At 68.9% G+C, this 21508-nt stretch carries 23 protein-coding genes; 16 read left to right on the forward strand and 7 right to left on the reverse strand.

From position 1 onward, the window contains the following. Positions 1 to 8: 8 nt before the first annotated feature. Together wrbA and G3580_RS06350 are read left to right on the forward strand one after the other, a co-directional pair. Positions 9 to 608 carry an NAD(P)H:quinone oxidoreductase gene (gene wrbA, locus G3580_RS06345; RefSeq protein ID WP_173764462.1) on the forward strand — a complete coding sequence of 200 codons (600 nt, stop codon included), beginning with the start codon at positions 9 to 11 and terminating at the stop codon, positions 606 to 608. After that, entirely contained in the window at positions 605 to 970 is a 366-nt protein-coding gene (locus tag G3580_RS06350) for a DUF2069 domain-containing protein (protein ID WP_173764463.1), read from the forward strand. The genes wrbA and G3580_RS06350 overlap by 4 nt, the downstream gene beginning before the upstream one ends. Positions 971 to 1022: 52 nt before the next feature. On the opposite strand, the gene G3580_RS06355 is transcribed toward G3580_RS06350, so the two are convergent. From G3580_RS06355 to G3580_RS06380, 6 genes are all read right to left on the reverse strand, one after another. Next, the gene (locus tag G3580_RS06355) at positions 1023 to 2567 is read right to left on the reverse strand and encodes a 2-isopropylmalate synthase (protein WP_173764464.1); all 1545 of its coding nucleotides are present in this window, start codon (positions 2565 to 2567) and stop codon (positions 1023 to 1025) included. A gap of 12 nt (positions 2568 to 2579) precedes the next feature. Beyond that, positions 2580 to 3410 carry a CDP-diacylglycerol--serine O-phosphatidyltransferase gene (gene pssA / locus G3580_RS06360; protein WP_173764465.1) on the reverse strand — a complete coding sequence of 277 codons (831 nt, stop codon included), beginning with the start codon at positions 3408 to 3410 and terminating at the stop codon, positions 2580 to 2582. A 67-nt stretch (positions 3411 to 3477) separates the two neighbouring features. After that, the gene (locus tag G3580_RS06365) at positions 3478 to 4128 is read right to left on the reverse strand and encodes a phosphatidylserine decarboxylase (protein WP_173764466.1); all 651 of its coding nucleotides are present in this window, start codon (positions 4126 to 4128) and stop codon (positions 3478 to 3480) included. 76 nt (positions 4129 to 4204) lie between these two features. Next, positions 4205 to 5263 carry a ketol-acid reductoisomerase gene (gene ilvC, locus G3580_RS06370; protein WP_323848002.1) on the reverse strand — a complete coding sequence of 353 codons (1059 nt, stop codon included), beginning with the start codon at positions 5261 to 5263 and terminating at the stop codon, positions 4205 to 4207. A gap of 49 nt (positions 5264 to 5312) precedes the next feature. Continuing rightward, positions 5313 to 5804: an acetolactate synthase small subunit gene (ilvN, locus tag G3580_RS06375; protein WP_173764468.1), complete on the reverse strand. Its 492-nt coding sequence runs from the start codon at positions 5802 to 5804 to the stop codon at positions 5313 to 5315. A 146-nt stretch (positions 5805 to 5950) separates the two neighbouring features. Continuing rightward, positions 5951 to 7660, reverse strand: coding sequence for an acetolactate synthase 3 catalytic subunit (locus G3580_RS06380; protein ID WP_173764469.1), 1710 nt, complete (start codon positions 7658 to 7660; stop codon positions 5951 to 5953). 72 nt (positions 7661 to 7732) lie between these two features. Between G3580_RS06380 and G3580_RS06385 the strand changes: the two genes are divergently transcribed. The 11 genes from G3580_RS06385 to G3580_RS06430 all read left to right on the forward strand — a co-directional run bounded on the left by G3580_RS06385 (position 7733) and on the right by G3580_RS06430 (position 15434). Further along, the gene (locus G3580_RS06385) at positions 7733 to 8353 is read left to right on the forward strand and encodes an RNA polymerase sigma factor (protein WP_217424611.1); all 621 of its coding nucleotides are present in this window, start codon (positions 7733 to 7735) and stop codon (positions 8351 to 8353) included. Beyond that, the gene (locus tag G3580_RS06390; protein WP_173764470.1) at positions 8350 to 8718 is read left to right on the forward strand and encodes a DUF3619 family protein; all 369 of its coding nucleotides are present in this window, start codon (positions 8350 to 8352) and stop codon (positions 8716 to 8718) included. Before G3580_RS06385 ends, G3580_RS06390 begins: the two co-directional genes overlap by 4 nt. Next, positions 8691 to 9125, forward strand: coding sequence for a DUF3106 domain-containing protein (locus G3580_RS06395; protein ID WP_173764471.1), 435 nt, complete (start codon positions 8691 to 8693; stop codon positions 9123 to 9125). Before G3580_RS06390 ends, G3580_RS06395 begins: the two co-directional genes overlap by 28 nt. Positions 9126 to 9128: 3 nt before the next feature. Further along, a complete protein-coding gene (locus tag G3580_RS06400; protein WP_173764472.1) occupies positions 9129 to 9572 on the forward strand; it encodes an RDD family protein in 444 nt (147 codons plus the stop codon). Positions 9573 to 9726: 154 nt separating this feature from the next. Then, positions 9727 to 10599: a putative selenate ABC transporter substrate-binding protein gene (locus tag G3580_RS06405; protein ID WP_173764473.1), complete on the forward strand. Its 873-nt coding sequence runs from the start codon at positions 9727 to 9729 to the stop codon at positions 10597 to 10599. A gap of 42 nt (positions 10600 to 10641) precedes the next feature. Further along, the gene (locus G3580_RS06410; protein WP_173764474.1) at positions 10642 to 11439 is read left to right on the forward strand and encodes a phosphonate ABC transporter ATP-binding protein; all 798 of its coding nucleotides are present in this window, start codon (positions 10642 to 10644) and stop codon (positions 11437 to 11439) included. Further along, positions 11436 to 12098, forward strand: a complete 663-nt coding sequence (locus G3580_RS06415) for a PhnE/PtxC family ABC transporter permease (protein WP_217424612.1) — start codon at positions 11436 to 11438, stop codon at positions 12096 to 12098. The genes G3580_RS06410 and G3580_RS06415 overlap by 4 nt, the downstream gene beginning before the upstream one ends. Next, the gene (locus tag G3580_RS19805; protein ID WP_217424613.1) at positions 12080 to 12253 is read left to right on the forward strand and encodes a PhnE/PtxC family ABC transporter permease; all 174 of its coding nucleotides are present in this window, start codon (positions 12080 to 12082) and stop codon (positions 12251 to 12253) included. Before G3580_RS06415 ends, G3580_RS19805 begins: the two co-directional genes overlap by 19 nt. A gap of 20 nt (positions 12254 to 12273) precedes the next feature. Beyond that, the gene (phnE, locus tag G3580_RS06420; protein WP_228720789.1) at positions 12274 to 13014 is read left to right on the forward strand and encodes a phosphonate ABC transporter, permease protein PhnE; all 741 of its coding nucleotides are present in this window, start codon (positions 12274 to 12276) and stop codon (positions 13012 to 13014) included. A gap of 108 nt (positions 13015 to 13122) precedes the next feature. Further along, on the forward strand, positions 13123 to 14340 hold the full coding sequence (locus tag G3580_RS06425; RefSeq protein ID WP_173764476.1) for a DUF3419 family protein: 1218 nt from the start codon (positions 13123 to 13125) through the stop codon (positions 14338 to 14340). Further along, positions 14340 to 15434, forward strand: coding sequence for a GNAT family N-acetyltransferase (locus tag G3580_RS06430; RefSeq protein WP_173764477.1), 1095 nt, complete (start codon positions 14340 to 14342; stop codon positions 15432 to 15434). Before G3580_RS06425 ends, G3580_RS06430 begins: the two co-directional genes overlap by 1 nt. Here G3580_RS06430 and G3580_RS06435 read toward each other — a convergent pair whose 3' ends face one another. Next, positions 15435 to 16814: a sensor histidine kinase gene (locus tag G3580_RS06435; protein WP_217424614.1), complete on the reverse strand. Its 1380-nt coding sequence runs from the start codon at positions 16812 to 16814 to the stop codon at positions 15435 to 15437. A gap of 453 nt (positions 16815 to 17267) precedes the next feature. Between G3580_RS06435 and G3580_RS06440 the strand changes: the two genes are divergently transcribed. From G3580_RS06440 to G3580_RS06450, 3 genes are read left to right on the forward strand one after another with little or no spacing between them, the layout of a single operon-like run. Beyond that, positions 17268 to 18425, forward strand: coding sequence for a methyl-accepting chemotaxis protein (locus G3580_RS06440; protein WP_217424615.1), 1158 nt, complete (start codon positions 17268 to 17270; stop codon positions 18423 to 18425). A 3-nt stretch (positions 18426 to 18428) separates the two neighbouring features. Further along, positions 18429 to 19355, forward strand: coding sequence for a nitrate- and nitrite sensing domain-containing protein (locus tag G3580_RS06445; RefSeq protein WP_173764480.1), 927 nt, complete (start codon positions 18429 to 18431; stop codon positions 19353 to 19355). 13 nt (positions 19356 to 19368) lie between these two features. Further along, entirely contained in the window at positions 19369 to 21504 is a 2136-nt protein-coding gene (locus G3580_RS06450; RefSeq protein ID WP_173764481.1) for a putative bifunctional diguanylate cyclase/phosphodiesterase, read from the forward strand. Positions 21505 to 21508: the final 4 nt, after the last annotated feature.

The raw sequence follows: 21508 nt of genomic DNA on the forward strand, positions 1-21508 counted from the left end.
AGTCGTCCATGAAAGAAGTCCTCGTCCTCTATTACAGCCGCAAGGGGTCGGTCCGCGCCCTGGCGGAGTTGATCGCCCGCGGCGTCGAGCGGGTGCCCGGGGTGGCGGCCCGGGTACGCACGGTGCCGCCGGTGAGCACGGTGTGCGAGGCGAGCGCGGATGCGATTCCCGCCGAAGGGCCGCCCTATGCCTCGATCGAGGATCTGGAGGCCTGCATCGGCCTGGCGCTGGGCAGTCCGACCCGGTTCGGCAACATGGCGGCGCCGATGAAGTATTTCCTCGATGGCACCATCGGGCCGTGGGTGAACGGCGCCCTGGCCGGCAAGCCGGCCTGCGTGTTCGCCTCCACGGGCAGCCTGCATGGCGGCCAGGAGACCACCCTGGTGAGCATGATGCTGCCGCTCATGCACCACGGCATGGTGATGGTGGGGCTGCCCTACACCGAGCGGGCGCTGTCGAGTACGAGCAGCGGTGGCACGCCTTACGGCGTGACCCATGTGGCCGGACCCGATGGCGATGCCCAGCCGAGCGAGGCGGAGCGAACCCTGGCACTGGCGCAGGGCGAGCGACTGGCGCGCATGGCCCTGGCGCTGGAGGCGGCCCGATGAGCACCCGTCACCTGATCTGGATCTCCTCCGCCCTGTGGTTCGCGCTGATCGTCCTGTGCACGGCCTGGGAAGCCTGGTTGGCGCCCCTGCGGCCGGGCGGCTCCTGGCTGATCCTCAAGGCCGCCCTGCTGCTCATTCCGCTGCGCGGCATCCTCCACGGCCGGCGCTACACCTACCAATGGGCCAGCATGTTCGTGTTGCTGTATTTCATGGAAGGGGTGGTGCGCGCGGGCGACCCGGGCGCCGCCGGCCTGATGGCGCGCATCGAGATCGTGCTCACGGTGGCGGTGTTCTTCCCGATGATCCTCTACGCAAAGAGGACCGCGCCGTCGAAGCTCAAGCAGACGGCCAAGGAGCCATAACGAAAAAAGGCCGGCGCAATGCCGGCCTTTCGCCTCTGGCGCCGCGCGCCGATCACACCCCGCGACCCTGCGGGTTGAGCTTGTCCACATTGCTGTGCAGTTTGTTCAGGGCGTTGAGGTAGGCCTTGGCGGAGGCGACGACGATGTCGGTATCGGCACCCTGGCCGTTGACCACCTTGCCGTTGCGCGCCAGGCGCACCGTGACTTCGCCCTGCGCATCGGTACCGGTGGTGATGGCGTTGACCGAGTACAGCAGCAGCTCGGTACCGCTGGCGGCAACCTGCTCGATGGCCTTGAAGGCGGCGTCCACCGGTCCGGATCCTTCGGATTCGGCCTTCGCCTCCTGACCGCCCACCGACAGGGTGAGCTTCGCCCGCGGGGTCTCGCCGGTCTCGGAATGGAAGCACGAGGACAGCAGGCGGAAGTGCTCGACCGCCGGGGTGACCGCCTCGTCCGACATCAAGGCCTGCAGATCCTCGTCGAAGATCTCGTGCTTCTTGTCGGCGAGTTCCTTGAAGCGCGCGAAGGCGGTGTTCAGGTGGGCTTCGGAGGCGATGGCGATGCCCAGTTCCTCGAGCCGGCTGCGGAAGGCGTTGCGGCCGCTGTGCTTGCCCAGCACCAGCTTGTTGGCGCCCCAGCCCACGTCCTCGGCGCGCATGATCTCGTAGGTCTCGCGGTGCTTGAGCACGCCGTCCTGATGGATGCCCGACTCGTGCGAGAAGGCGTTGGCGCCGACGATGGCCTTGTTCGGCTGCACCGGGAAGCCGGTGATGCCCGACACGAGCTTGGAGGCCGGAACGATCTGGGTGGTGTCGATGCGGGTATCGCAATCGAAGATGTCGCGCCGGGTGCGCACGGTCATCACGATCTCTTCGAGCGCGGCATTGCCGGCGCGCTCGCCCAGACCGTTGATGGTGCATTCGACCTGGCGGGCGCCGGCCTGCACGGCGGCCAGGGAGTTGGCTACGGCCAGACCCAGGTCGTTGTGGCAGTGCACCGACCACACGACCTTGTCGGCGCCGGGCACACGCTCGATGAGTTGGTCGATGGTGTGGGCGAACTGCTGCGGCAGGTTGTAGCCGACCGTGTCCGGCACGTTGATGGTGGTGGCGCCGGCACGGATGACGGCCTCGAAGATGCGACACAGGAAATCGAGTTCGGAGCGTCCTGCGTCCTCGGCCGAGAACTCGATGTCGCCGGTGTATTCCTTGGCCCAGCCGATGGCCTTGACCGCCTGCTCGACCACCTGGTCGGGACTCATGCGCAGCTTCTTCTCCATGTGGATCGGGCTGGTGGCGATGAAGGTGTGGATACGGCCGCTGACGGCCGGCGCGATGGCTTCGCCGGCACGGCGGATGTCGTTCTCGTTGGCGCGGGCCAGCGAGCACACGGTCGAGGTCTTGATGGTCTCGGCGATGCTCCGGACCGATTCGAAGTCGCCATTGGAGGCGGCGGCGAAGCCGGCCTCGATGACGTTGACGCGCATGCGCTCGAGCTGGCGCGCGATGCGCAGCTTCTCGTCACGGGTCATGGAGGCGCCCGGGCTCTGTTCCCCGTCGCGCAGCGTGGTGTCGAAGATGATCAGTTCGTTGTTCATGGTCGCGTCCTGTCAGGCGTGCGGTGGGGTGTCGTTTGGGCCGTCCGGATCGGGTTCGGGTTCCGCCTCGGTCGCCGGTTCCGGGTCGCCGGGCAGGCGCTTGCCGGCGCGCCGCATGAGCAGCATCACGTAGCCGGAGGCCGCGTAGGCGAGAAACAGCAGGAACAGCACCGAGGCCGGGTCGAGCGAGACCAGTGCGAAGGCCAGCATGATGCCCAGCACCGCGAAGAAGGGCACCGTGCGGCGCAGGTTGATTTCCTTGCCGCTGTAGAAGAGCACGTTGCTGACCATGGTCAGCCCGGCGAAGATCGTCAGCAGGCCCGCGAACCAGCGCAGCTCGTGGCCGGTGAAGCCGTTGTCGATGCCGACCCAGACGAGCCCGGCGATCAGGGCCGCCGCGGCCGGGCTGGGCAGGCCCTGGAAGTAGCGCTTGTCCACCACGTCGATATTGGTGTTGAAGCGGGCCAGGCGCAGGGCCGCACCGGCGCAGTAGATGAAGGCGGCGATCCAGCCCAGCTTGCCCATGCCGCGCAGGGCCCACTCGTAGATCACCAAGGCCGGCGCGGCGCCGAAGGAGACCATGTCGGCGAGCGAATCGTACTGGGCGCCGAACTCGCTCTGGGTGTGGGTGAGCCGCGCCACACGGCCGTCGAGACCGTCGAAGATCATCGCCACGAAGATGGCCACCGCGGCATGCTCGAAGCGGTCGTTCATGGCCTGGACGATGGCGTAGAAACCGGCGAACAGGGCGGCGGTGGTGAACAGGTTGGGCAGGATGTAGATGCCGCGTCGACGCTGGGTCGAGTCGATCAGGGGGCGATGCGACGAGGAGGTGTCGGGCATGGGGGCTCTTGAGGTGATGCCGGCGGGGCGGCGCTTGCGCCGATTTTACCGCAGCGGCGGGCGACAATCATTCATCGAACTGCGCGATCACCGAGGCGGTGGCGCGCACCTTGTCGCCGATGGCGACCCGTGCCCGGCTGCCGGGCGGCAGGTAGATGTCCATGCGCGAGCCGAAGCGGATGAAGCCGTAGCGCTGGCCGCGTTTCATCACGTCCCCGGGCTTGACGCTGCACAGGATGCGACGCGCCAGCACGCCCGCGATCTGGACGCAGGTCACGTCGATGCGATCGGCGCAGCGAATCCACAGGGCGTTGCGCTCGTTTTCATCGGAGGCCTTGTCGAGGGTCGCGTGCAGGAAGCGGCCGGGGGTGTACCACTGCTGCTTGACCTCGCCATCGACCGGGCTGCGGTTCGAATGCACGTTGAACGGATTCATGTGCACGCTGATCCTGAGCGCATCGCGCTTGAGGTAGGGGTCTTCGACCGACTCGATGGCGATCACCCGGCCGTCGGCGGGCGAGAGCACCGCGCCGGGCACGTCGGGGGCGCGGCGTTCCGGGTCGCGGAAGAACTGCAGCATGAACAGCAGCAGCAGCCACAGGGGCAGGGCGAAGGGCCAGCCGAAGGCGCCATGGACGAGCAGCGCCACGCCGAAGCACAGGCCGATGAAGGTCCAGCCCTCGCGGGCGATGAACGGGTGCGGATAACGTGAAGACATGCGTTTGCCTCCAACGACAACGGGCCGGGATCCGCCCCGAGGGAGGATCCCGGCCCGTGTCAGACAGGCTGCGTGATCAGTTCTTGGACTGGTCGACGAGCTTGTTTTTCTTGATCCACGGCATCATCTCGCGCAGCTGGCCGCCGACCTGCTCGATCGGGTGGGCCGCGTTCAGGCGGCGACGGGCCGACATGGACGGGTAGTTGGTCTTGCCTTCCTGGATGAACATCTTGGCGTATTCACCGGTCTGGATGCGCTTGAGCGCTTCGCGCATGGCGTAGCGGGACTCTTCGTTGATCACTTCCGGGCCGGTCACGTACTCGCCGTACTCCGCGTTGTTGGAGATGGAGTAGTTCATGTTGGCGATGCCGCCTTCGTACATCAGGTCGACGATCAGCTTGAGCTCGTGCAGGCACTCGAAGTAGGCCATCTCGGGCGCGTAGCCGGCTTCGGTCAGGGTCTCGAAGCCCATCTTCACCAGCTCGACGGCGCCGCCGCACAGCACGGCCTGCTCGCCGAACAGGTCGGTTTCGGTCTCTTCGCGGAAGTTGGTCTCGATCACGCCGCCCTTGGTGCCGCCGTTGGCCGCAGCGTAGGACAGGGCGATGTCACGGGCCTTGCCGGAGACGTCCTGATGCACGGCGATCAGGCTCGGCACGCCGCCGCCCTTGAGGTACTCGGAGCGCACGGTGTGGCCCGGGCCCTTCGGGGCGACCATGATCACGTCCAGGTCGGCACGGGGCACCACCTGGTTGTAATGCACGTTGAAGCCGTGGGCGAAGGCCAGGGTGGCGCCCTTCTTCATGTTGGGGGCGACTTCCTCGTTGTACACCTGCGGGATGTTCTCGTCCGGCAGCAGGATCATCACGACATCGGCGGTCTTGACGGCCTTGGCGATTTCCTCGACCTTCAGGCCGGCGTTCTTCGCCTTGTCCCAGGAGGCGCCGCCCTTGCGCAGGCCCACGGTGACCTTGACGCCGGAATCGTTGAGGTTCTGTGCGTGGGCGTGACCCTGAGAACCGTAACCCACGATGGTGACCTTCTTGCCCTTGATGAGGGAGAGGTCGGCGTCCTTGTCGTAATAAACTTTCATGATCGTCCTTTCTTTATTCGCTGTCGCGATGGCGGCCGCCATCATAACCGGGAGGCCGCCGGGTCGCAAAGAATGACCCGGTGTGGATGGGTCAGAGTTTGAGGATACGGTCGCTGCGGCCGATGCCGGTGATGCCGGAACGCACGGTCTCCAGGATCAGGCTGCCGTCGATGGCGCCGATGAAGGAGTCCAGTTTGGTCTGGTTGCCGGTCAGTTCGATGACATAGCTCGACTCGGTGGCGTCGATGATACGGCCACGGAAGATGTCGGCCATGCGCTTCATCTCCTCGCGGTCCTTGCCGGTGGCGCGCACCTTGATGAGCATGAGCTCGCGCTCGATGTGCGCGGCCTCGGACAGGTCCACCACCTTGACCACGTCCACCAGCTTGTTCAGCTGCTTGGTGATCTGTTCGATGATGTCGTCGGAGCCGGTGGTGACGATGGTCATGCGCGACAGGGACGGATCCTCGGTCGGCGCGACGGTCAGAGATTCGATGTTGTAGCCACGAGCCGAGAACAGCCCGGAGACGCGCGACAGGGCGCCGGACTCGTTCTCGATCAGCAGGGCGATGACGTGACGCATGATGCTCCCTCAGCGGAAGGTCGGTATTGATGGCCATCGGGGCAGAACGGGCCGCCGGGGGCCGGCGCCCGCAGCCGCCGGCGCCGGTGAGCGCCCGCGGCGGTCCGGCGATGGTGACCGCCGGGCCTTGTCCCGCAATCGGCCGGTTAGAGGTCCTCGGCGGACAGGATCATCTCGGTCAGACCCTTGCCGCCCTGAACCATCGGATACACGTTTTCGGTCTGGTCCACCAGGAAATCGAGGAAGACCAGGTCGTTCTTGCGCGAGAAGGCTTCACGCAGCGCGCCTTCCACATCGCTCGGATTCTTCACCTGGATGCCCACATGGCCGTAGGACTCGGCCAGCTTGGCGAAGTCGGGCAGCGAATCCATGTAGGACTCGGAGTAGCGCCCGCCGTGGAACAGCTCCTGCCACTGGCGCACCATGCCCAGGTAGCGGTTGTTCAGGTTGCAGATCTTGATCGGCAGGCGGAACTGCTTGCAGGTGGACAGTTCCTGGATGTTCATCTGGATCGACGCCTCGCCGGTCACGCAGGCCACGGGGCTGCCCGGATGTGCCAGCTGTGCGCCCATGGCGTAGGGCAGGCCCACGCCCATGGTGCCGAGGCCGCCGGAATTGAGCCAGCGGCGCGGCTTGTCGAACTTGTAGTACTGCGCCGCCCACATCTGGTGCTGGCCCACGTCGGAGGTGATGAAGGCGTCGCCGCCGGTGACCTCGCACAGCTTCTGGATCACGAACTGCGGCTTGATGATCTCGTCGGAGTTCTTGAACTTCATGCAGTCGCGGCGGCGCCATTCGTCGATCTGCTTCCACCAGGTGGCCAGCGCTTCGTCGTCGCCCTTCTCCTCGGTGGAATCGAGCTGGCGGATCATCTCCTCGAGCACGTCCTTCACGTCGCCGACGATGGGCACGTCCACCTTCACCCGCTTGGAGATGGAGGCCGGGTCGATGTCGATGTGGATGATCTTGCGCGGTTCCTGCGCGAAGTGGTTGGGGTCGCCGATCACGCGGTCGTCGAAGCGGGCGCCGATGGCCAGCAGCACGTCGGAGAAGTGCATCGACATGTTGGCTTCATAGGTGCCATGCATGCCGGGCATGCCCAGGTACTGGGGGTCGGTGGCCGGGTAGCCGCCCAGTCCCATGAGGGTGTTGGTGACCGGCATGCCGAGCTTGCGCACCAGGCGGGTGAGGGCGTCGGCGGCATCGGACAGCACCACGCCGCCGCCGGTGTAGATCATCGGGCGCTTCGCTTCCTTGAGCAGCCGGATGGCCTTCTTGATCTGGCCCTGGTGGCCCTTGACCACCGGGCTGTAGGAGCGCATCTCCACCGCCTCGGGGTAGCTGAATTCGGTCTTCTGGGCGGTGACGTCCTTGGGGATGTCCACCAGCACCGGGCCGGGCCGGCCGGTCTTGGCCAGGTAGAAGGCCTTCTTGATGGTCGGCGCGATGTCGGCCACGTCCTTGACCAGGAAGTTGTGTTTCACGCACGGGCGGGTGATGCCCACGGTGTCCACTTCCTGGAAGGCGTCCTGGCCGATGGCGGCGGTGGGCACCTGGCCGGAAATGATCACCATCGGAATGGAATCGCAGAAGGCGGTGGCGATGCCGGTGACGGCGTTGGTGGCGCCGGGGCCCGAGGTGACAAGCGCGACGCCGACCTTGTCGGTGGAGCGGGCGAAACCGTCCGCGGCATGCACGGCGGCCTGCTCGTGACGCACCAGCACGTGGCGCACCTGCTCTTGCTGGAACAGCGCATCGTAGATGAACAGGACCGCGCCGCCCGGATAGCCGAATACGTATTCGACCTTTTCTTCCTGCAGGCACCTGATTACAATTTCCGCCCCAGTCAAGACCATTGCCGCCTCTAATTCTCTGTATTTGCGTGGGAAACCCGTAACAGTACCCATTGGGGCAGTCACGGTCAAGGCATGCTTGTGCATGGCACAACGCGCCGCCGGCCCGTCCAGCGAGGAATATTTCTGGCTTCCGATACCGAACTGACCGCCTTTCTTGCCGGCGTCGAGCGCCGGGCGTTCAAGCAGGCCGTACTGCTGCTCAGGGACGAGGCGGGGGCGCTCGACGCGGTTCAGGAAGCCATGATGCGCCTGGCAACCCGCTACGGCGACCGTCCGTCCGACGAATGGCCGATGCTGTTCCAGCGCATCCTGCAGAACGTGGTGCGGGACATGCTGCGGCGCCAGAAGGTGCGCAACCTGTGGGTGTCGATGTGGTCCGGCTTCTCCCGCGGCGACCCCGAGGAGGACGCCGGCGACCCGCTCGACACGCTGGAGGCGGCGGACGCATCGAACCTGCGTCTGGCGCCGGAAAACCTCGCCGGCCGGCACCAGATGCTGGCCATCATCGAGGCGGAAATCCAGCGCCTGCCGCAGCGTCAACGCGAAGCGTTTCTGATGCGTTACTGGGAGGATATGGACACGGCGGAGACGGCCGCCGCCATGGGATGTTCCGAAGGCAGCGTGAAGACGCACTGCTCGCGGGCGACCCGGACACTGGCGGCCGCGCTCAAGGCGAAGGGGATCACGCTATGAACGACGAGCAGCGATTTGGCCGGCGGATCGAGCATCTGCTGAGCGAGAGCACCGCCGATCTGGACGGGGCCGTGCTCGCGCGCCTGCGCGAAGCGCGCGTGGCGGCCGTCAAGGCGCGCAAGCGCAGCCGCTTCGATCTGCTGCCGCACCGACTCGACTGGCACCTGCTCGGCCCGCTCCTGCGGCCGGCTCTGGGTGCCGCGCTGGTGCTGGCGGTGTTTGCCGCCGGCGGCTACCTCAACGGCGAACACACGATGGCCCGGCGCGGCGAGGTCGAGATGGCCCTGCTGGCCGACGATCTGCCCATCGACGCCTATCTCGATCAAGGATTCCGTGCATGGCTCGAACACGACTCGCCGTCCTGATCGGTGTGTTGCTGAGCTCGCCGGTGTGGGCGGCGACCCCCTGGTCTGCGCTCACTGCCATGGAAAAGCGGGCGCTGGCGCCGCTGGCCGGCCAGTGGGCGTCCATGGACGACACTCAGCAGCGCAAGTGGCGTGCGGTCGTCGAGCATTACGACACCCTCATGCCCGAGGAGCAGGTGCGGGTGCAGCGGCGGATGATCGACTGGTCGCGTCTTTCGCCACAGGAGCGCGCTCGCGCCCTCGACCAGTACCGTGCCCTGCGCAGCATTCCCCCCGAAGAGCGCGAGGCCCTGCAGCAGCGCTGGCAGGAATACCAGCGCCTGTCGCCCGAAGAACGAGCCCGTGCCCGTGAGCAGGCCCGCGAGCAACACAACAAGAACCGCGTGAACCGCGACAAGGACAAGTAACCCGTGACCGAACATGCCGTGGTCGAGATCGCCGGCCTGCGCCGCCGTTTTGCCTCGCTCGTCTATGAAGCCCTGCTGTTGCTCGGCGTTCTCGCCCTGACCTTCATGTTGCCCAATCTCATCGTCGGCATGGTCTTCAAGGTGACCGAGCCGGGCTGGCTCGGCTGGGTGCACATCTTCGTCGTGCTGGGCGCGTATTTCCTCTGGTACTGGCGCGGCAGCGGCCAGACCCTGGCCATGCAGACCTGGCGCCTGCGGGTGGTCACCGCGCAGGGCGGAAAGCCCCTGAGCTGGCGTCGCGCGCTGCTGCGCTATGTGTGCTGCTGGCCCTCGGTGTGCCTGTTCGGCGCCGGTCTGTGGTGGGCCTTTCTCGATCGTGACCGGCAGTTCGCCCATGACCGGCTCGCCGGTACCGTGGTCGTGTTGCTGCCCGGCCGGCCCAGCTGACGCTTGCCTTGAAAGCCGCCGCCCCGGCGGCTATAGTCCGTCCCGCGGTCTGAGCTACCGCATCGACACGTTGTTCTGCCCGTCCGCGTACGGGCCCATGTAAGCCATGGCGCCATATCCCGCGTCATGGCGGTTGATCACAGGGACTGACCACATGATGCCTCTTTCCATGCGTCGTGCGCTGCTGCGCGCGACCGCCGCCGTCATGGCGAGCGCCTGCTTCTCCGTGCCCGCGCTGGCCACCGACACCCTGCGGGTGTCCGCCATCCCGGACGAATCGCCCACCGAGCTGCAACGCAAGTTCGCCCCCCTGGGCAAGTACCTCGAGGCCCGGCTCGGCATGCCGGTCAAGTTCGTGCCGGTCACCGACTATGCCGCGGTGGTCGAGGCGCTGGGATCCGGCAAGGTCGATCTGGCCTGGCTGGGCGGCTTCACCTACGTGCAGGCCAAGCTGCGCACCGGCGGCAAGGCCATGCCCCTCGTGCAGCGCGAGCAGGATGCCCGCTTCACTTCCAAGTTCATCACCGCGCGCGACGACATCAAGACCTTCGCCGACCTGAAGGGCAAGCGCTTCGCCTTCGGTTCGCCGTCGTCCACCTCGGGGCACCTGATGCCGCGCTACTTCCTCGGCAAGGAAGGCATCAACCCGGATGTGGATTTCGCCAACGTCGCCTTCTCCGGCGCCCATGACGCCACCGCCGCCTTCGTCGCCGCCGGCAAGGTCGATGCCGGCGCGCTGAACGCCTCGGTGTGGGACAAGCTGGTCGAGCAGGGCAAGGTCGATACGGACAAGGTGCACGTGTTCGCCACCACGCCGCCGTACTTCGACTACAACTGGACGGTGCGCGGTGACCTCGATCCGGCCCTGCAGGCCAAGATCAAGGCCGCCTTCCTGGCGCTCGATCCGGCCAAGCCGGCGGACAAGGCCATCCTCGACCTGCAGCGTGCCAAACGCTTCATTCCGACCGAGCCGGCCAACTACGATGGCATCGAGTCGGCGGCCCGGGCCGCGGGCCTGCTCAAGTAACGACGCAGTGGCCGGTCGTCCGAAGGCGGCCGGCGTACCGCCATGATCGCGCTCGATACGATCCGCGTCGTCCTCGACGGGCGACGCGCCCTCAACGACATCCGCCTGCGCATCCCGCCGGGTGAGCGGGTGGCGCTCATCGGCCCCTCGGGGGCGGGCAAGACCACCTTGCTGCGGGTGCTCGGCGCGACCCTGCGACCGAGTGCCGGGCAGGTGTCGGTGCTCGGCACCGATCCCTGGGCGCTGAGCCCCGCCGCCCTGCGCGCCCTGCGCGCCCGCATCGGCAAGATGCACCAGTCGCCGCCGTTGCCGCCGCGCCAGCGGGTGGTGACCGCGGTGCTGGCCGGCCGCCTCGGGCAGTGGCCATTGTGGCGTTCGCTCGCTTCGCTGGCCTATCCGCTCGATATCGATGGTGCCCGCGCGGTGCTCGCGCCGCTGGGGCTGGACGAGCGCCTGTTCGACCGCTGCGGCCAGCTCTCCGGCGGTCAGCTGCAGCGCGTGGCGCTGGCGCGGGTGCTCTACCAGCAGCCGGCGCTGATGCTCGCCGACGAACCGGTCTCCGCGCTCGACCCGGCGCTGGCGCGCTCGGTGACCCTGTCGCTGAACGACACGGCGCGGGCGCGCGGTGTCACCCTGGTGGCCAGCCTGCATGCGGTGGATCTGGCGCTGGATCACTTCTCGCGCGTGATCGGTCTGCGTGACGGGCGGATCGCCTTCGATCTGCCGGCGGCCGAGGTCGATCCGGTGCGCATCGACGCCCTCTACGCGGGCGCGGGCGACGCGGCCGCGCGGGACGATGAGCCCGTCGCCGTGACCACGCGCCTGACCCGCTGCGCATGAGCCCGCCGGCGCGCGATCCGGCCGCCCGCGGGCGGCTCACCGGAGTGCTCGTCTTCCTGCTGGTGCTATGGCCGATGCTGGTCGTGGCCCACTTCGATCCGCGGGCGCTGTTCGATGCCGGCAACCTGGCGACCATGGGGGGGTTCCTGTCCACCTTCCTGCCACCGGCCACCGACCCGTTCTTCCTCGGCCTGCTCTGGCGGGGCACCGTCGACACCCTGGCCATCGCCACCGCCGGCATCGCCCTGGGCTGGCTGCTGGCGGTTCCCCTGGCGCTGGTGCTGACCCGCAGCCTGTCGGTGAGCCGGCTCGATGGTCGCGTGCGCGCCCTGTCGGAGCTGCTGCGCGCCCTGGCGCGGCTGCTCACCCTGGTGCTGCGCGGGGTGCCCGAGCTGGTATGGGCGCTGGTGTTCGTGCGCATCTTCGGCCTCGGGCCCGCCGCCGGGGTGGCGGCGCTGGCGATCACCTACGGCGGCATGCTCGCCAAGGTCTATGCCGAAATTCTCGAATCCGCCCCCAGGCACCGACCCGGGCATTGCTGGCCGGTGGGGCGGGGCGGTTGCAGGCGCTGGGCTACGGGCTGCTGCCCTCGGCCATCGACGAGCTGGTCTCCTACACCGTGTATCGCTGGGAGTGCGCGGTGCGCGCCTCGGTGGTGATGGGCTTCGTCGGCGCCGGCGGGCTGGGGCAGCTCATGGATCAGTCCATGAAGATGCTCAACGGCGGCGAGGCGTGCACCATCCTGCTCACCTTCCTGGTGCTGGTCATGGGCGCGGATGCCCTCAGCGGCTGGCTGCGGCGGCAACTGGCATGAGGCTCCGGCGCGGACCGCTCGTGGTAGGGCTGCTGCTCGCGGCGGTGGTGGCCAGCGTCTGGCGCCTCGACCTGGTCGGCGCCGTCGCCGGGAGCAGCGGCGGACTCGACGAGTTGCTGGCCTTCCTCGCGCGCTTCGCGGCACCGGATCTGTCCGGCGGCTTCCTGCGTCAGGTCGGGCAGGGCACCGTCGAGACGCTGGCGATCTCCCTGATCGGCACCTTGCTGGCCATCGTCGTCGGCGGTGCGCTGGCCCTGCCGGCGAGCGGCCGCGCCGGGCCCGCGGGCAAGCGGCTCGCCCGCTTCACGCTCAACGCCCTGCGCTCGGTGCCCGAGCTGGTGTGGGCGACGCTCACCGTGCTGGCCGCCGGGCTCGGCCCCTTCGCCGGCACCCTGGCGCTCGGCCTGCATACCACCGGTGTGCTCGGGCGCCTCTACGCCGAGGCGCTGGAGAACGCACCGCCAGCGCCCGAGGCGGCCCTGCGCGGCGCCGGCGCCGCCGCCATCCCGGCCTTCCTCTACGGCACCCTGCCCAACGTGATGCCCCAGTGGGTGGCCTACGCGCTGTACCGCTGGGAGATGAACATCCGCATGGCGGCCATCCTCGGCTTCGTCGGCGCCGGCGGCCTGGGGGCGCAGCTGTACTACGCCCTCTCGCTGTTCCAGGAGGCGCAGGCGGCCACCGTGATCCTCGCGATGCTGCTGCTGTCCCTGGTGGTCGATGCCCTGAGCCAGACCCTGCGCCGCCGCCTGGTCGTTTGAGGCGACCGTCCCCGCGCTGCCCGACTGTCGTCGTTCGGCAACCAATCTGTCACCTCGCCGACTTGTTGATCTCGTAACGTCCCCGCAACCGACGACAGGGGAGTGGGGATGAACTCGAAGGCATTGATCGACGCGGCGGTGCTCAACTCGACCACCAGCGGCCGCAAGGGCCTGGCGGATCGGCTCTTCGCCGCCTGGTTCAACCGCCTGGTGTATGCGCAGATCTGGGAGGACCCGGTCAGCGATCTGGCGGCGCTGGCGCTCCGGCCCGGCGAGCACGTGCTCACCATCGCCTCGGGCGGCTGCAATGCTTTGGCCTATCTGACCGCACGCCCCGGCGCGGTGCATGCGGTCGATCTGAACGCCTCCCACCTGGCCACCCTGGCGATCAAGGCGGCAGCCGTGCGTGGCCTGACGGATTACGACGAGCTGCTCGCCTTTCTCGGCGACGCCGCCCGGCGCGACAACCGTCAGCGCTTCGAGCAATTCGTTGCGCCGCATCTGAACGCGGCCGACCGGGCCTGGTGGACCGGGCGCGATCTGCTCGGCCGCCGTCGCTACGGCTATTTCTCCCGCCACTTCTACCGCAAGGGCTTGCTGGGCGAGTTCATCGCCCTGTCGCATCCGCTCGCGCGCCTGCTCGGCGGCCATCTGGGCAAGATGGCCGAGGCGGACTCGCCCGAGGCGCAGCGGGCGCTCTTCGATCGCCATGTGGCGCCGGTGTTCCGCCACTGGCTCGTGCGTTTCCTCGCCAACCGGCCGATGGCGCTCTACAGCCTGGGCATCCCGCCGTCCCAGTTCGCCGCGATCAAGCGCGACGCCGACGGTGACGTGGCCGCCGACTTCTGCGAACGCATGCGCCGCCTGCTGTGCGACTGGCCCATCGAGGCCAACTGCTTCGCCATGCAGGCGGTGCATCGCCGCTATGATCCGGCGATCCAGTCCTCGCTGCCCATGTACCTGCAGCGCCAGCATCACGAGGCCGTGCGCGCGGGCCTCGATGCGCTGCACAGCCACCACTGCTCGATCACCGACTTCCTCGTCGGCCAGCCCAAGGCCTCGCTCGACGCCTACCTGTTCCTCGACGCCCAGGACTGGATGGACCCGGCCCAGCTGACGGCGCTGTGGGAGGCGGTGACACGCACCGCCGCGCCGGGCGCGCGGGTGGTGTTCCGCACCGGCGGCACTGTCTCGCCGCTCGAGTCGCAGCTGCCCGAGGCGCTGCTGGCCGAATGGAGCACCGATGCGGCGCGCAACGCCGCCTTGCATGCCAGCGACCGTTCCGCCATCTACGGGGGCATGCACCTGTACGTCAAACGGTGCTGATGCCGGCCCGTGCCCCGGCTCCCGCCGGCCAGGGCGAATGGCTGGCGCGGGCCGGCCGCGACGGTGCCGGGGTGTGGCTCGACAACGCCCGCGGCGCCGTCCACACCCTTGAGGATGACGGTCACTCGTTGTCCCTGGTGCTCGCGGACGATGATCCCGGGACGAGCTACGTGGCCAGCCTGATTTCCGCCTGGCCGCGTTACGGGTGCGATGAGGCGCGGCGCCACCTGCCGCTGCCTGCGCGCCCCGCGGCGTCGTTGGCGCTCGGGCCGCTGGCGGCGCTGATGCGCGCCGGACGCCTGCACCGGGCCGCCTTCGTGGGCAACGAGCTGGTCTCCACCAACCTGCTGCCGGACCTGTCCGCCGACGCCTGGCGGCGGGTGCGCGACGCGGCCATTGCCCTGGCGCCGGCGCGGCCGCTGGTGCTGCGCAATGTGTGCGAGGCGATCCGGTCGGGCCTGCCGGCGAGGCTCGAACGTGCCGGGTGGCTGCTGGTGCCGGCGCGCACCGTGTACCTGTGCGACCCGGCCGATCCGGCGGTGCGCCGACGCAACAACAACAAGAACGACGCCCGCCTGCTCAAGCGTGAGGATGTGCGTTTCGTGTCGCCCGAGGCCATCGTGCCGGCCGATCTGCCGGCCCTGCGGGCGCTGTTCCGGCAGCTGTTCATGGAGCGTCACTCGGCGCTCAATCCGGATTTCTCCGACGCCTTCTTCGAGTTGTGTCGCACCCGGCGCTACCTCGAACTGCACGGCTTGCGTCATGACGGCCGCTGGGTGGGCGTGGTCGGGTTTCTCCATCGCCACGGCTGGCTCACGACGCCGCTGCTCGGCTATGACCTGAGCGCGCCGCGTGAGCTGGGGCTGTATCGGCGCCTGATGGCCCATGGCCAGCGCGCGGCGCTGGCGTGCGGCGCACGCCTGCACCTGAGCGCCGGGGCCGGCGAGTTCAAGCGTTCCCGCGGCGGCGAGCCGGTGCTGGAGTTCACCGCGCTGTATGTGGCGCATCTGCCGCGTGGGCCGCGGGCCGCCGCCACCGCGTTCGCTGCAACCCTGGCGCGGCTGGCGCCGCCGGTACTGCGGCGCTTCGGCTGATCAGGCCCGCGGCAGGCGGGCGCTCACGGTGGTGCCCTGGCCGGGCGCGGTGCGTACCGCGAGCTGGCCGCCATAGGTCTGCAGGCGCTGGCGCATGCGTGCGAGGCCGCCGTCCGTGCGGGCGTGCCGGGGCGCGTCGAAGCCCTTGCCGTTGTCAGCGACCGTCAGCCGGGCTTCCGCCTCGTCGAGCTTGAGGCGCAGGTGCACATGACTCGCCTCCGCATGGCGCAGGATGTTGCTGACGGCGGCGCGCGCGACCCGGAGCAGGGCGTGCGAGCGGGGGTCGTCCAGGTCGACGGCGTCGGGCAGGTCGATGTCCGCCTTGAGCCCGCGCCGCTCCTGCAGCGTCTCGCCCAGGGCTCGCAGCGCCGCGATCAGGCCCTGTTCGGCCAGCGTCCGGGGGGCGAGCTGGTCGGCGGTTTCGCCGGCCAGCGCGTCGGCGTCGGACAGCGTCCCTTGGAGGCGGTCGAAACGCGCGCCGAAGGCCGCACTGAACTCTTCGGGCAGCTTGCGCAGGATCCACTCGGCGTCGCCGCGGGCGGCCGCGAGCAGGGCGCGAAGACGGTCGTCGAGGGTGTGGGCCAGCTGCGCGCGTTCGGCTTCGTCCGCCTCGGTGATGGCGCGGGCGAGCGTCTGCAGCTCGGCGGTGCGCTCGTGCACGCGGGAGGCGATCCGCCCGTCCTCGCCGGCCAGCAGGTGCGGGATCTGCTCGCGCAGGGCGCGCTGGCGGCGCAGCATCACCCATAGCAGCACGGTCACGAGCACGGCGAACACGCCGAGGGCGATGTTCGTGCTTCGGGCCCGGGTGAGGCGTTGGTCGATGTCGCCGATGAGGGTCTCGCGCCGGGTGGTGAACTGCTGGCGCAGATCGTCGATGCGGGCCTTGAGGGCGACCAGATTCTTGGCTTCGAGGCGCACTGTGCCCGCCTGCTTGGCGAGCGTGGCGCGTTCGACGGCGAAGCGCAGGTCCTGGGTCGCCGCGCGGGCCAGCTCGGTGAGGTCCTGCAACGGGCCTGCGTCGGCGCCTTTCGCCGGGAGCGCCAGTTCGTCGAGCGTTGTTTCCACGCGATTGGACGTGATCTTGCCGGTGGGCAGCTCGGTGGCGTCGCCGGTGCGCAGGAAGCGGCGGACCGCGGCTTCCGAGTCGGCCATCGTGCGTTCGAGCCGATCGAGCGCATCGAGCTGGGCGGTGCGCTCATGCAGTTCGCCGAGTGCCGCCTTGCCCTGCGAGGTGTGCACATGGGCGCTGGCCAGCAGCGCGAGGGTGATCACGCAGCCCAGAGTCAGCAGGATCGGGGGCCATTTGCGCGCGCGGGCGTCAGGGCGGCCAGGCGCGTGGTGAATGTCCGGGTGCGGCTGGCTTGGGGAGGCTCGGGGCATGGGGTTTGGATGCTTTCGACTGGCGGATGGGGGCGCTTCGACGCGGTGGCAGGGCGACAGCATAAACGAGGCGCGTTGTGCGTGGCATCGGGGTGGGGCGACGCTGATGCACGAACATCGTGCCATGGCGCTTGTTTTGGGCGTCGGTGCCCGTTCCTGGTGCATGACGTGGGGGAGGGGAGCCGGAGCGCGGTGCTGGGCGTGTGCCGCGGCATGGCGCCGCAAGCGCCCAAGCGGCGCGGGATGGCGAATGACCCTCGACCGGCCGTGTTGGCAGCCCATGGATCGGGCGCTGCAGCACCTTCTGATGGCACATGTTTTGCGTTGCCATGTTGGATGCCCCTCCGAAGGAGGCTTGATTCCTGTGTGTATTTCGGATGGCGGATGGTGCAATGCGGGAGCGAATGCATGGATATGGCGAAGCGACAGCGACGTGGTGATTCGGATCGTGTGATGGCCGTCGGACGGCATGTCCTGACCCTGCCCGGTGTCGGTCTCTGGATGTCGGGGCTGATGATCGGAATGATCCTGTCCGGGGGGCTTCAGGTCGAGCCCTGGGCGCTGGTCCTGGCGGTGCTCGGGACGGGCGTGGGGGTGTGGAGTGCGCGCGAACTGCGCCAGGTCGACGCGTGTCTGGACGCGCTCGCCGCGCATACGGTCCGGCTCCAGCAGGGCGACTTCATCACCCGCATCGAGCCCCCCCGGGTGGTGGCCCTGCAACCCCTGGTGGCCCGGTACAACGCCCTGAGCCGGACGATGGCCGGGCTCGTGGCTCACTTCGCGCGCCTGGCGCAGGAACTGGCGAGCGTGGCTGGCGAGTCGAGCGTCAACGCCGACAAGGGTGATGAGAGCGCCCGTGCCCAGCGCGACCTGACCCATTCGTCGGCGGCGGCGATCGAGCAGTTCTCCTGCAGCATGCGCACCGCCGGCGATCTGGCCGCCGGCGCGGCCGAGGAGGCCAGCTGCACGGGCATCGCGGCGCAGGAAAACGCGGTGGTGACCGATCGGCTCAAGTCCACCCTCCAGACCCTGTCGCAGTCGGTGGCCGACAGCGCCCGCGACGCGCGGCAGCTGGCCGAGGGCTACCGCCAGATCGAGACCATCACCGCCCTGATCTCGGAAATCGCCGACCAGACCAACCTGCTGTCCCTGAACGCCGCCATCGAGGCGGCACGCGCTGGCGACACCGGGCGAGGTTTCGCGGTGGTGGCCGACGAGGTGCGCAAGCTGGCCGATCGCACCGCCAACGCGACCGGCGACATCGACGCCATCGTGCAGCGCCTGCGCGGCTATGTCGAATCGATGGAGTCGGGCATGCGCGCGACCGGCGACCGCGCCGAGTGCAGCGTGCTCGAGGCGGACGCCGCGGCCCATGCCCTCGGGGCGATGGCAGACCAGTCGCGGCGCATGCGCGACATGGTGCACGGCATTGCCGAAGCGATGCGCGAGCAGGGGGTGGCCAGCCAGGCCATTGCCGGCGATGTGGAGCATGTGGCCGACCTGGCCGACCGCAACGAACTCATGTCCCGCGAGAACAGTGAGCTGGCGCGCTACCTGCAGCAACTCGCCGGCCAGTTGCGCGACGTGCTGACCCCTTACCGATACGAGTGAGCGATGATGATCGAGCTAGCCTCCGAACCCTTCCTGGCGCTGGCCTCCGGCGTGGTCGCCGCTGGCCTGATCGTGCATGCCGTGCTCGTGCGCCGGCGTGCGCCCGCGCCGGTCGACGCGGCCGAGGCGGTGGGCACCTGTCGGCTCATGCTCGGCCTGGTGCGCAACATGCAGCAACACCGCGGCATGAGCAGCGCCTGGCTCGCCGGCGACGCCGGCTTCGGGCCGCGCATGGACGCCCGGCGTCGCGACATCACCGACCTCTTCGTGCGCCTCGAACAGGCCCTCGAGTCCGAGTACGTCCGCGCCTGCCCTTACCCGGAGCAGGCCGCGTTCGAGGAACTGCGCCAGCAGTGGCAGGCGCTGGTGGACGGGCTCGCGCAGCGTTCGGCCGAGGACAGCATCACGCGTCACAGCTTCCTGATCGCCACCGTGCTCGACTGGCTCTCCGGCTACGGCGAGGCCCGTCTGGCGCCACTGGTGCAGGGGAGCGGTACGGCGGCCGGGGTGCGCAGCTATACCCACCGGCTGCCGGCGGTGACCGAGGCGCTGGGGCAGGCGCGGGCCATCGGCAGCAGCGTGGCCGCGCGCAAGGGCTGCTCGCCGGTGGCGCGGGTGCGCCTGCTGTTCCTGATCGCCCGTGCCGAGGCGCTGGTGGCCCAATCGACGCGCGATCCGGCGGTGGCGGGCGAGGCCGCGGTGCGCGATCGCGCCCGTCACTGCGTGGCGGAGATGGCGCGGGTGGTGCGCGCCGACATGCTCATGCGCGCCGGGGTCACGGTGTCGGCGGACGATTACTTCGCCCTCGCCACCCAGACCATCGACGCGGTGTTCGCCTGGATCGAGGCCTGCGGCGGCGCGCTGCTGCAGGCCGAAACCCGCGCCCATCCGCGCGCTGCGCCGACATCGCGGCTGGAGCTGGGGGCCTGAGGGCGCACGGATCGTGTTCGAACGATTCCGATCCCGACGCGCGCGCCGCGGTGTCCACGAGCGCTGGAAGCGCACCGACACCCGACGGGTCCTCGACGTGCTGTTCCGCAATCTCGACGGCATGGCGTTTCGCTGCGCCATCGATGCGGACTGGACCATGCGTTTCGTCAGCGACGGCTGCGAGGCGCTGACCGGCTATCCGGCCGAGGACTTCGAGCGTGCCCGGGTACGTTTCGAGACGATCACCCACCCCGACGATCGGCGCCAGGTGCGCGACACCATCATGGCCGCCGTCGAGTACGGGCGGAACTATCGCGTGGAGTATCGGATCCACGCCGCCGATGGGCGGGAAAAGTGGGTGCTCGAGCGCGGGCTCGCGGTGACCGACGAGGCGGGCGAGCTGGTGCTCGAAGGCATCGTCGAGGACATCACCGACCGGGTGATGGCCCAGCTGCAGCAGGCGGAAACCGAACTGCGCTACCGCAGCATCTTCGAAAATTCCGCGATCGGCATGTTCCAGACCACCGCCGACGGTCGCTACATCGCCGCCAACCGCGCCCTGGCCGCGCTGTATGGCTACGACTCGCCCCTCGACCTGATCGAGCGTATCGCCGACATCTCCACCGGGCTGTATGTGGATGCCGGGCGGCGCGAGGTGTTCCGGACCCTCATCCGCAACGAGGGGGTGGTGCACGATTTCGAATCCGAGGTGCGCCGCGCCGACGGCGAGCGCATCTGGATCTCCGAGAACGCCCACGCGGTGCTCGGCCCCGATGGTGAGGTGCTGCATTACGAGGGCACCGTCATCGACATCACCGCACGGCGCCGCTACGAGCACGAGCTGGAGTTTCGCGCCACCCATGACGTACTCACCGGGCTGCCCAACCGCAACCTGCTCAAGGATCGCCTCGCCCAGGCGATCCATCATGCCCAGCGCAGCGGACACCGGGTGCCCGTGGCCTTTGTCGATCTGGACAACTTCAAGCTGGTCAACGACAGCCTCGGCCACCCGGCCGGCGATGAACTGCTGCGCACCATCGCGGCCCGGCTCACCGAGACCCTGCGCTGCGACGACACCGTGGCCCGCTATGGCGGAGACGAATTCGTGCTGGTGCTCGGCGAACAGGACGACGTGCAGGCCACGCTGAGCACCCTGGAGCGCATTCGCGCCGCGATCGCGCAGCCGCTGCGCATCGGTGCGCACCGCCTCCATGTGGGCTGCAGCATCGGGGTCGCCCTGTATCCGGATGACGGCGACAGCGTGGATCTGCTGCTCAGCCACGCCGACGCTGCCATGTATCAGGCCAAGACCCAGGGCAAGGGCTGCGCGCGCTTCTACTCGCGCGCCTTCGACGGCGTCTCGAGCGAGCGCCTGGCGCTCGAATCGGCGCTGCATTCGGCGCTGTCGCTGGGGCAGATCGATCTGTACTACCAGCCCCGGGTCGGGCTCGACGGGCGGCCGCGCGGGTGCGAGGCGCTCATGCGCTGGCAGCGTCCCGACGGCTTCGTGCCGCCCGACCGCTTCATCCCCATCGCCGAGGAGACCGGCCTGATCGGCTCGCTGACCGACTTCGCGCTCATGCGTGCCTGCGCGGATGCGGCTGCCTGGCCCGAGACCATGCGTGCGCTGTCGGTGTCGGTCAACATCTCCTCACGCATGTTCGCCGACGGCACCCTGCCCGAGCGGGTGCGCCATGCCTGCGCCAGCACCGGCCTGCCGCCGCAGCGGCTGGAGCTGGAGATCACCGAGAGCCTGTTGGCCGAACCGGATCAGGGGGTGGGGGAGCAACTGCACGAGATCCGCGCCATGGGCGTGCGCATCGCCCTCGACGACTTCGGCACCGGCTATTGTGCGCTGGCCTATCTGCGCCAGTTTCCCATCGACACCCTGAAGGTGGATCGGGCCTTCGTGCTCGAATGCGATCAGTCGGACGATGCCCGGGCGCTGGTGCGCGCGATCGTGTCGCTGGGGCACAGCCTCGGGCTCGGGTTGGTGGCGGAGGGGCTGGAGCGGGCCAGCCAGCTCGGCGAGCTGGCGCAGCTGGGCTGCGACGAGTTCCAGGGCTACATGTTCGCCGCGCCGATGCCGCTGGCACGCTTCATTCACTGGTTCGCCTCGGAGCCCGCCGAACTGCGTGACGTGGCCTGACGCC

The organism is Nitrogeniibacter mangrovi (assembly GCF_010983895.1).
Lineage (GTDB): Bacteria > Pseudomonadota > Gammaproteobacteria > Burkholderiales > Rhodocyclaceae > Nitrogeniibacter > Nitrogeniibacter mangrovi.

Coding starts and splice junctions, on each gene's coding strand:
- pssA (WP_173764465.1), bottom strand. CDS start 3,410: ATGCCCGACACCTCCTCGTCGCATCGCCCCCTGATCGACTCGACCCAG.
- ilvC (WP_323848002.1), bottom strand. CDS start 5,263: ATGGCGGCCGCCATCGCGACAGCGAATAAAGAAAGGACGATCATGAAA.
- G3580_RS06355 (WP_173764464.1), bottom strand. CDS start 2,567: ATGAACAACGAACTGATCATCTTCGACACCACGCTGCGCGACGGGGAA.
- G3580_RS06415 (WP_217424612.1), top strand. CDS start 11,436: ATGAGCCCGCCGGCGCGCGATCCGGCCGCCCGCGGGCGGCTCACCGGA.
- ilvN (WP_173764468.1), bottom strand. CDS start 5,804: ATGCGTCACGTCATCGCCCTGCTGATCGAGAACGAGTCCGGCGCCCTG.
- G3580_RS06380 (WP_173764469.1), bottom strand. CDS start 7,660: ATGGTCTTGACTGGGGCGGAAATTGTAATCAGGTGCCTGCAGGAAGAA.
- G3580_RS06405 (WP_173764473.1), top strand. CDS start 9,727: ATGATGCCTCTTTCCATGCGTCGTGCGCTGCTGCGCGCGACCGCCGCC.
- G3580_RS06445 (WP_173764480.1), top strand. CDS start 18,429: ATGATGATCGAGCTAGCCTCCGAACCCTTCCTGGCGCTGGCCTCCGGC.
- G3580_RS06390 (WP_173764470.1), top strand. CDS start 8,350: ATGAACGACGAGCAGCGATTTGGCCGGCGGATCGAGCATCTGCTGAGC.
- G3580_RS06365 (WP_173764466.1), bottom strand. CDS start 4,128: ATGTCTTCACGTTATCCGCACCCGTTCATCGCCCGCGAGGGCTGGACC.
- G3580_RS06430 (WP_173764477.1), top strand. CDS start 14,340: ATGCCGGCCCGTGCCCCGGCTCCCGCCGGCCAGGGCGAATGGCTGGCG.
- G3580_RS06395 (WP_173764471.1), top strand. CDS start 8,691: ATGGCTCGAACACGACTCGCCGTCCTGATCGGTGTGTTGCTGAGCTCG.
- G3580_RS06385 (WP_217424611.1), top strand. CDS start 7,733: ATGCTTGTGCATGGCACAACGCGCCGCCGGCCCGTCCAGCGAGGAATA.
- wrbA (WP_173764462.1), top strand. CDS start 9: ATGAAAGAAGTCCTCGTCCTCTATTACAGCCGCAAGGGGTCGGTCCGC.
- G3580_RS06410 (WP_173764474.1), top strand. CDS start 10,642: ATGATCGCGCTCGATACGATCCGCGTCGTCCTCGACGGGCGACGCGCC.
- G3580_RS06350 (WP_173764463.1), top strand. CDS start 605: ATGAGCACCCGTCACCTGATCTGGATCTCCTCCGCCCTGTGGTTCGCG.
- G3580_RS06425 (WP_173764476.1), top strand. CDS start 13,123: ATGAACTCGAAGGCATTGATCGACGCGGCGGTGCTCAACTCGACCACC.
- G3580_RS06440 (WP_217424615.1), top strand. CDS start 17,268: ATGGCCGTCGGACGGCATGTCCTGACCCTGCCCGGTGTCGGTCTCTGG.
- G3580_RS06435 (WP_217424614.1), bottom strand. CDS start 16,814: ATGCCCCGAGCCTCCCCAAGCCAGCCGCACCCGGACATTCACCACGCG.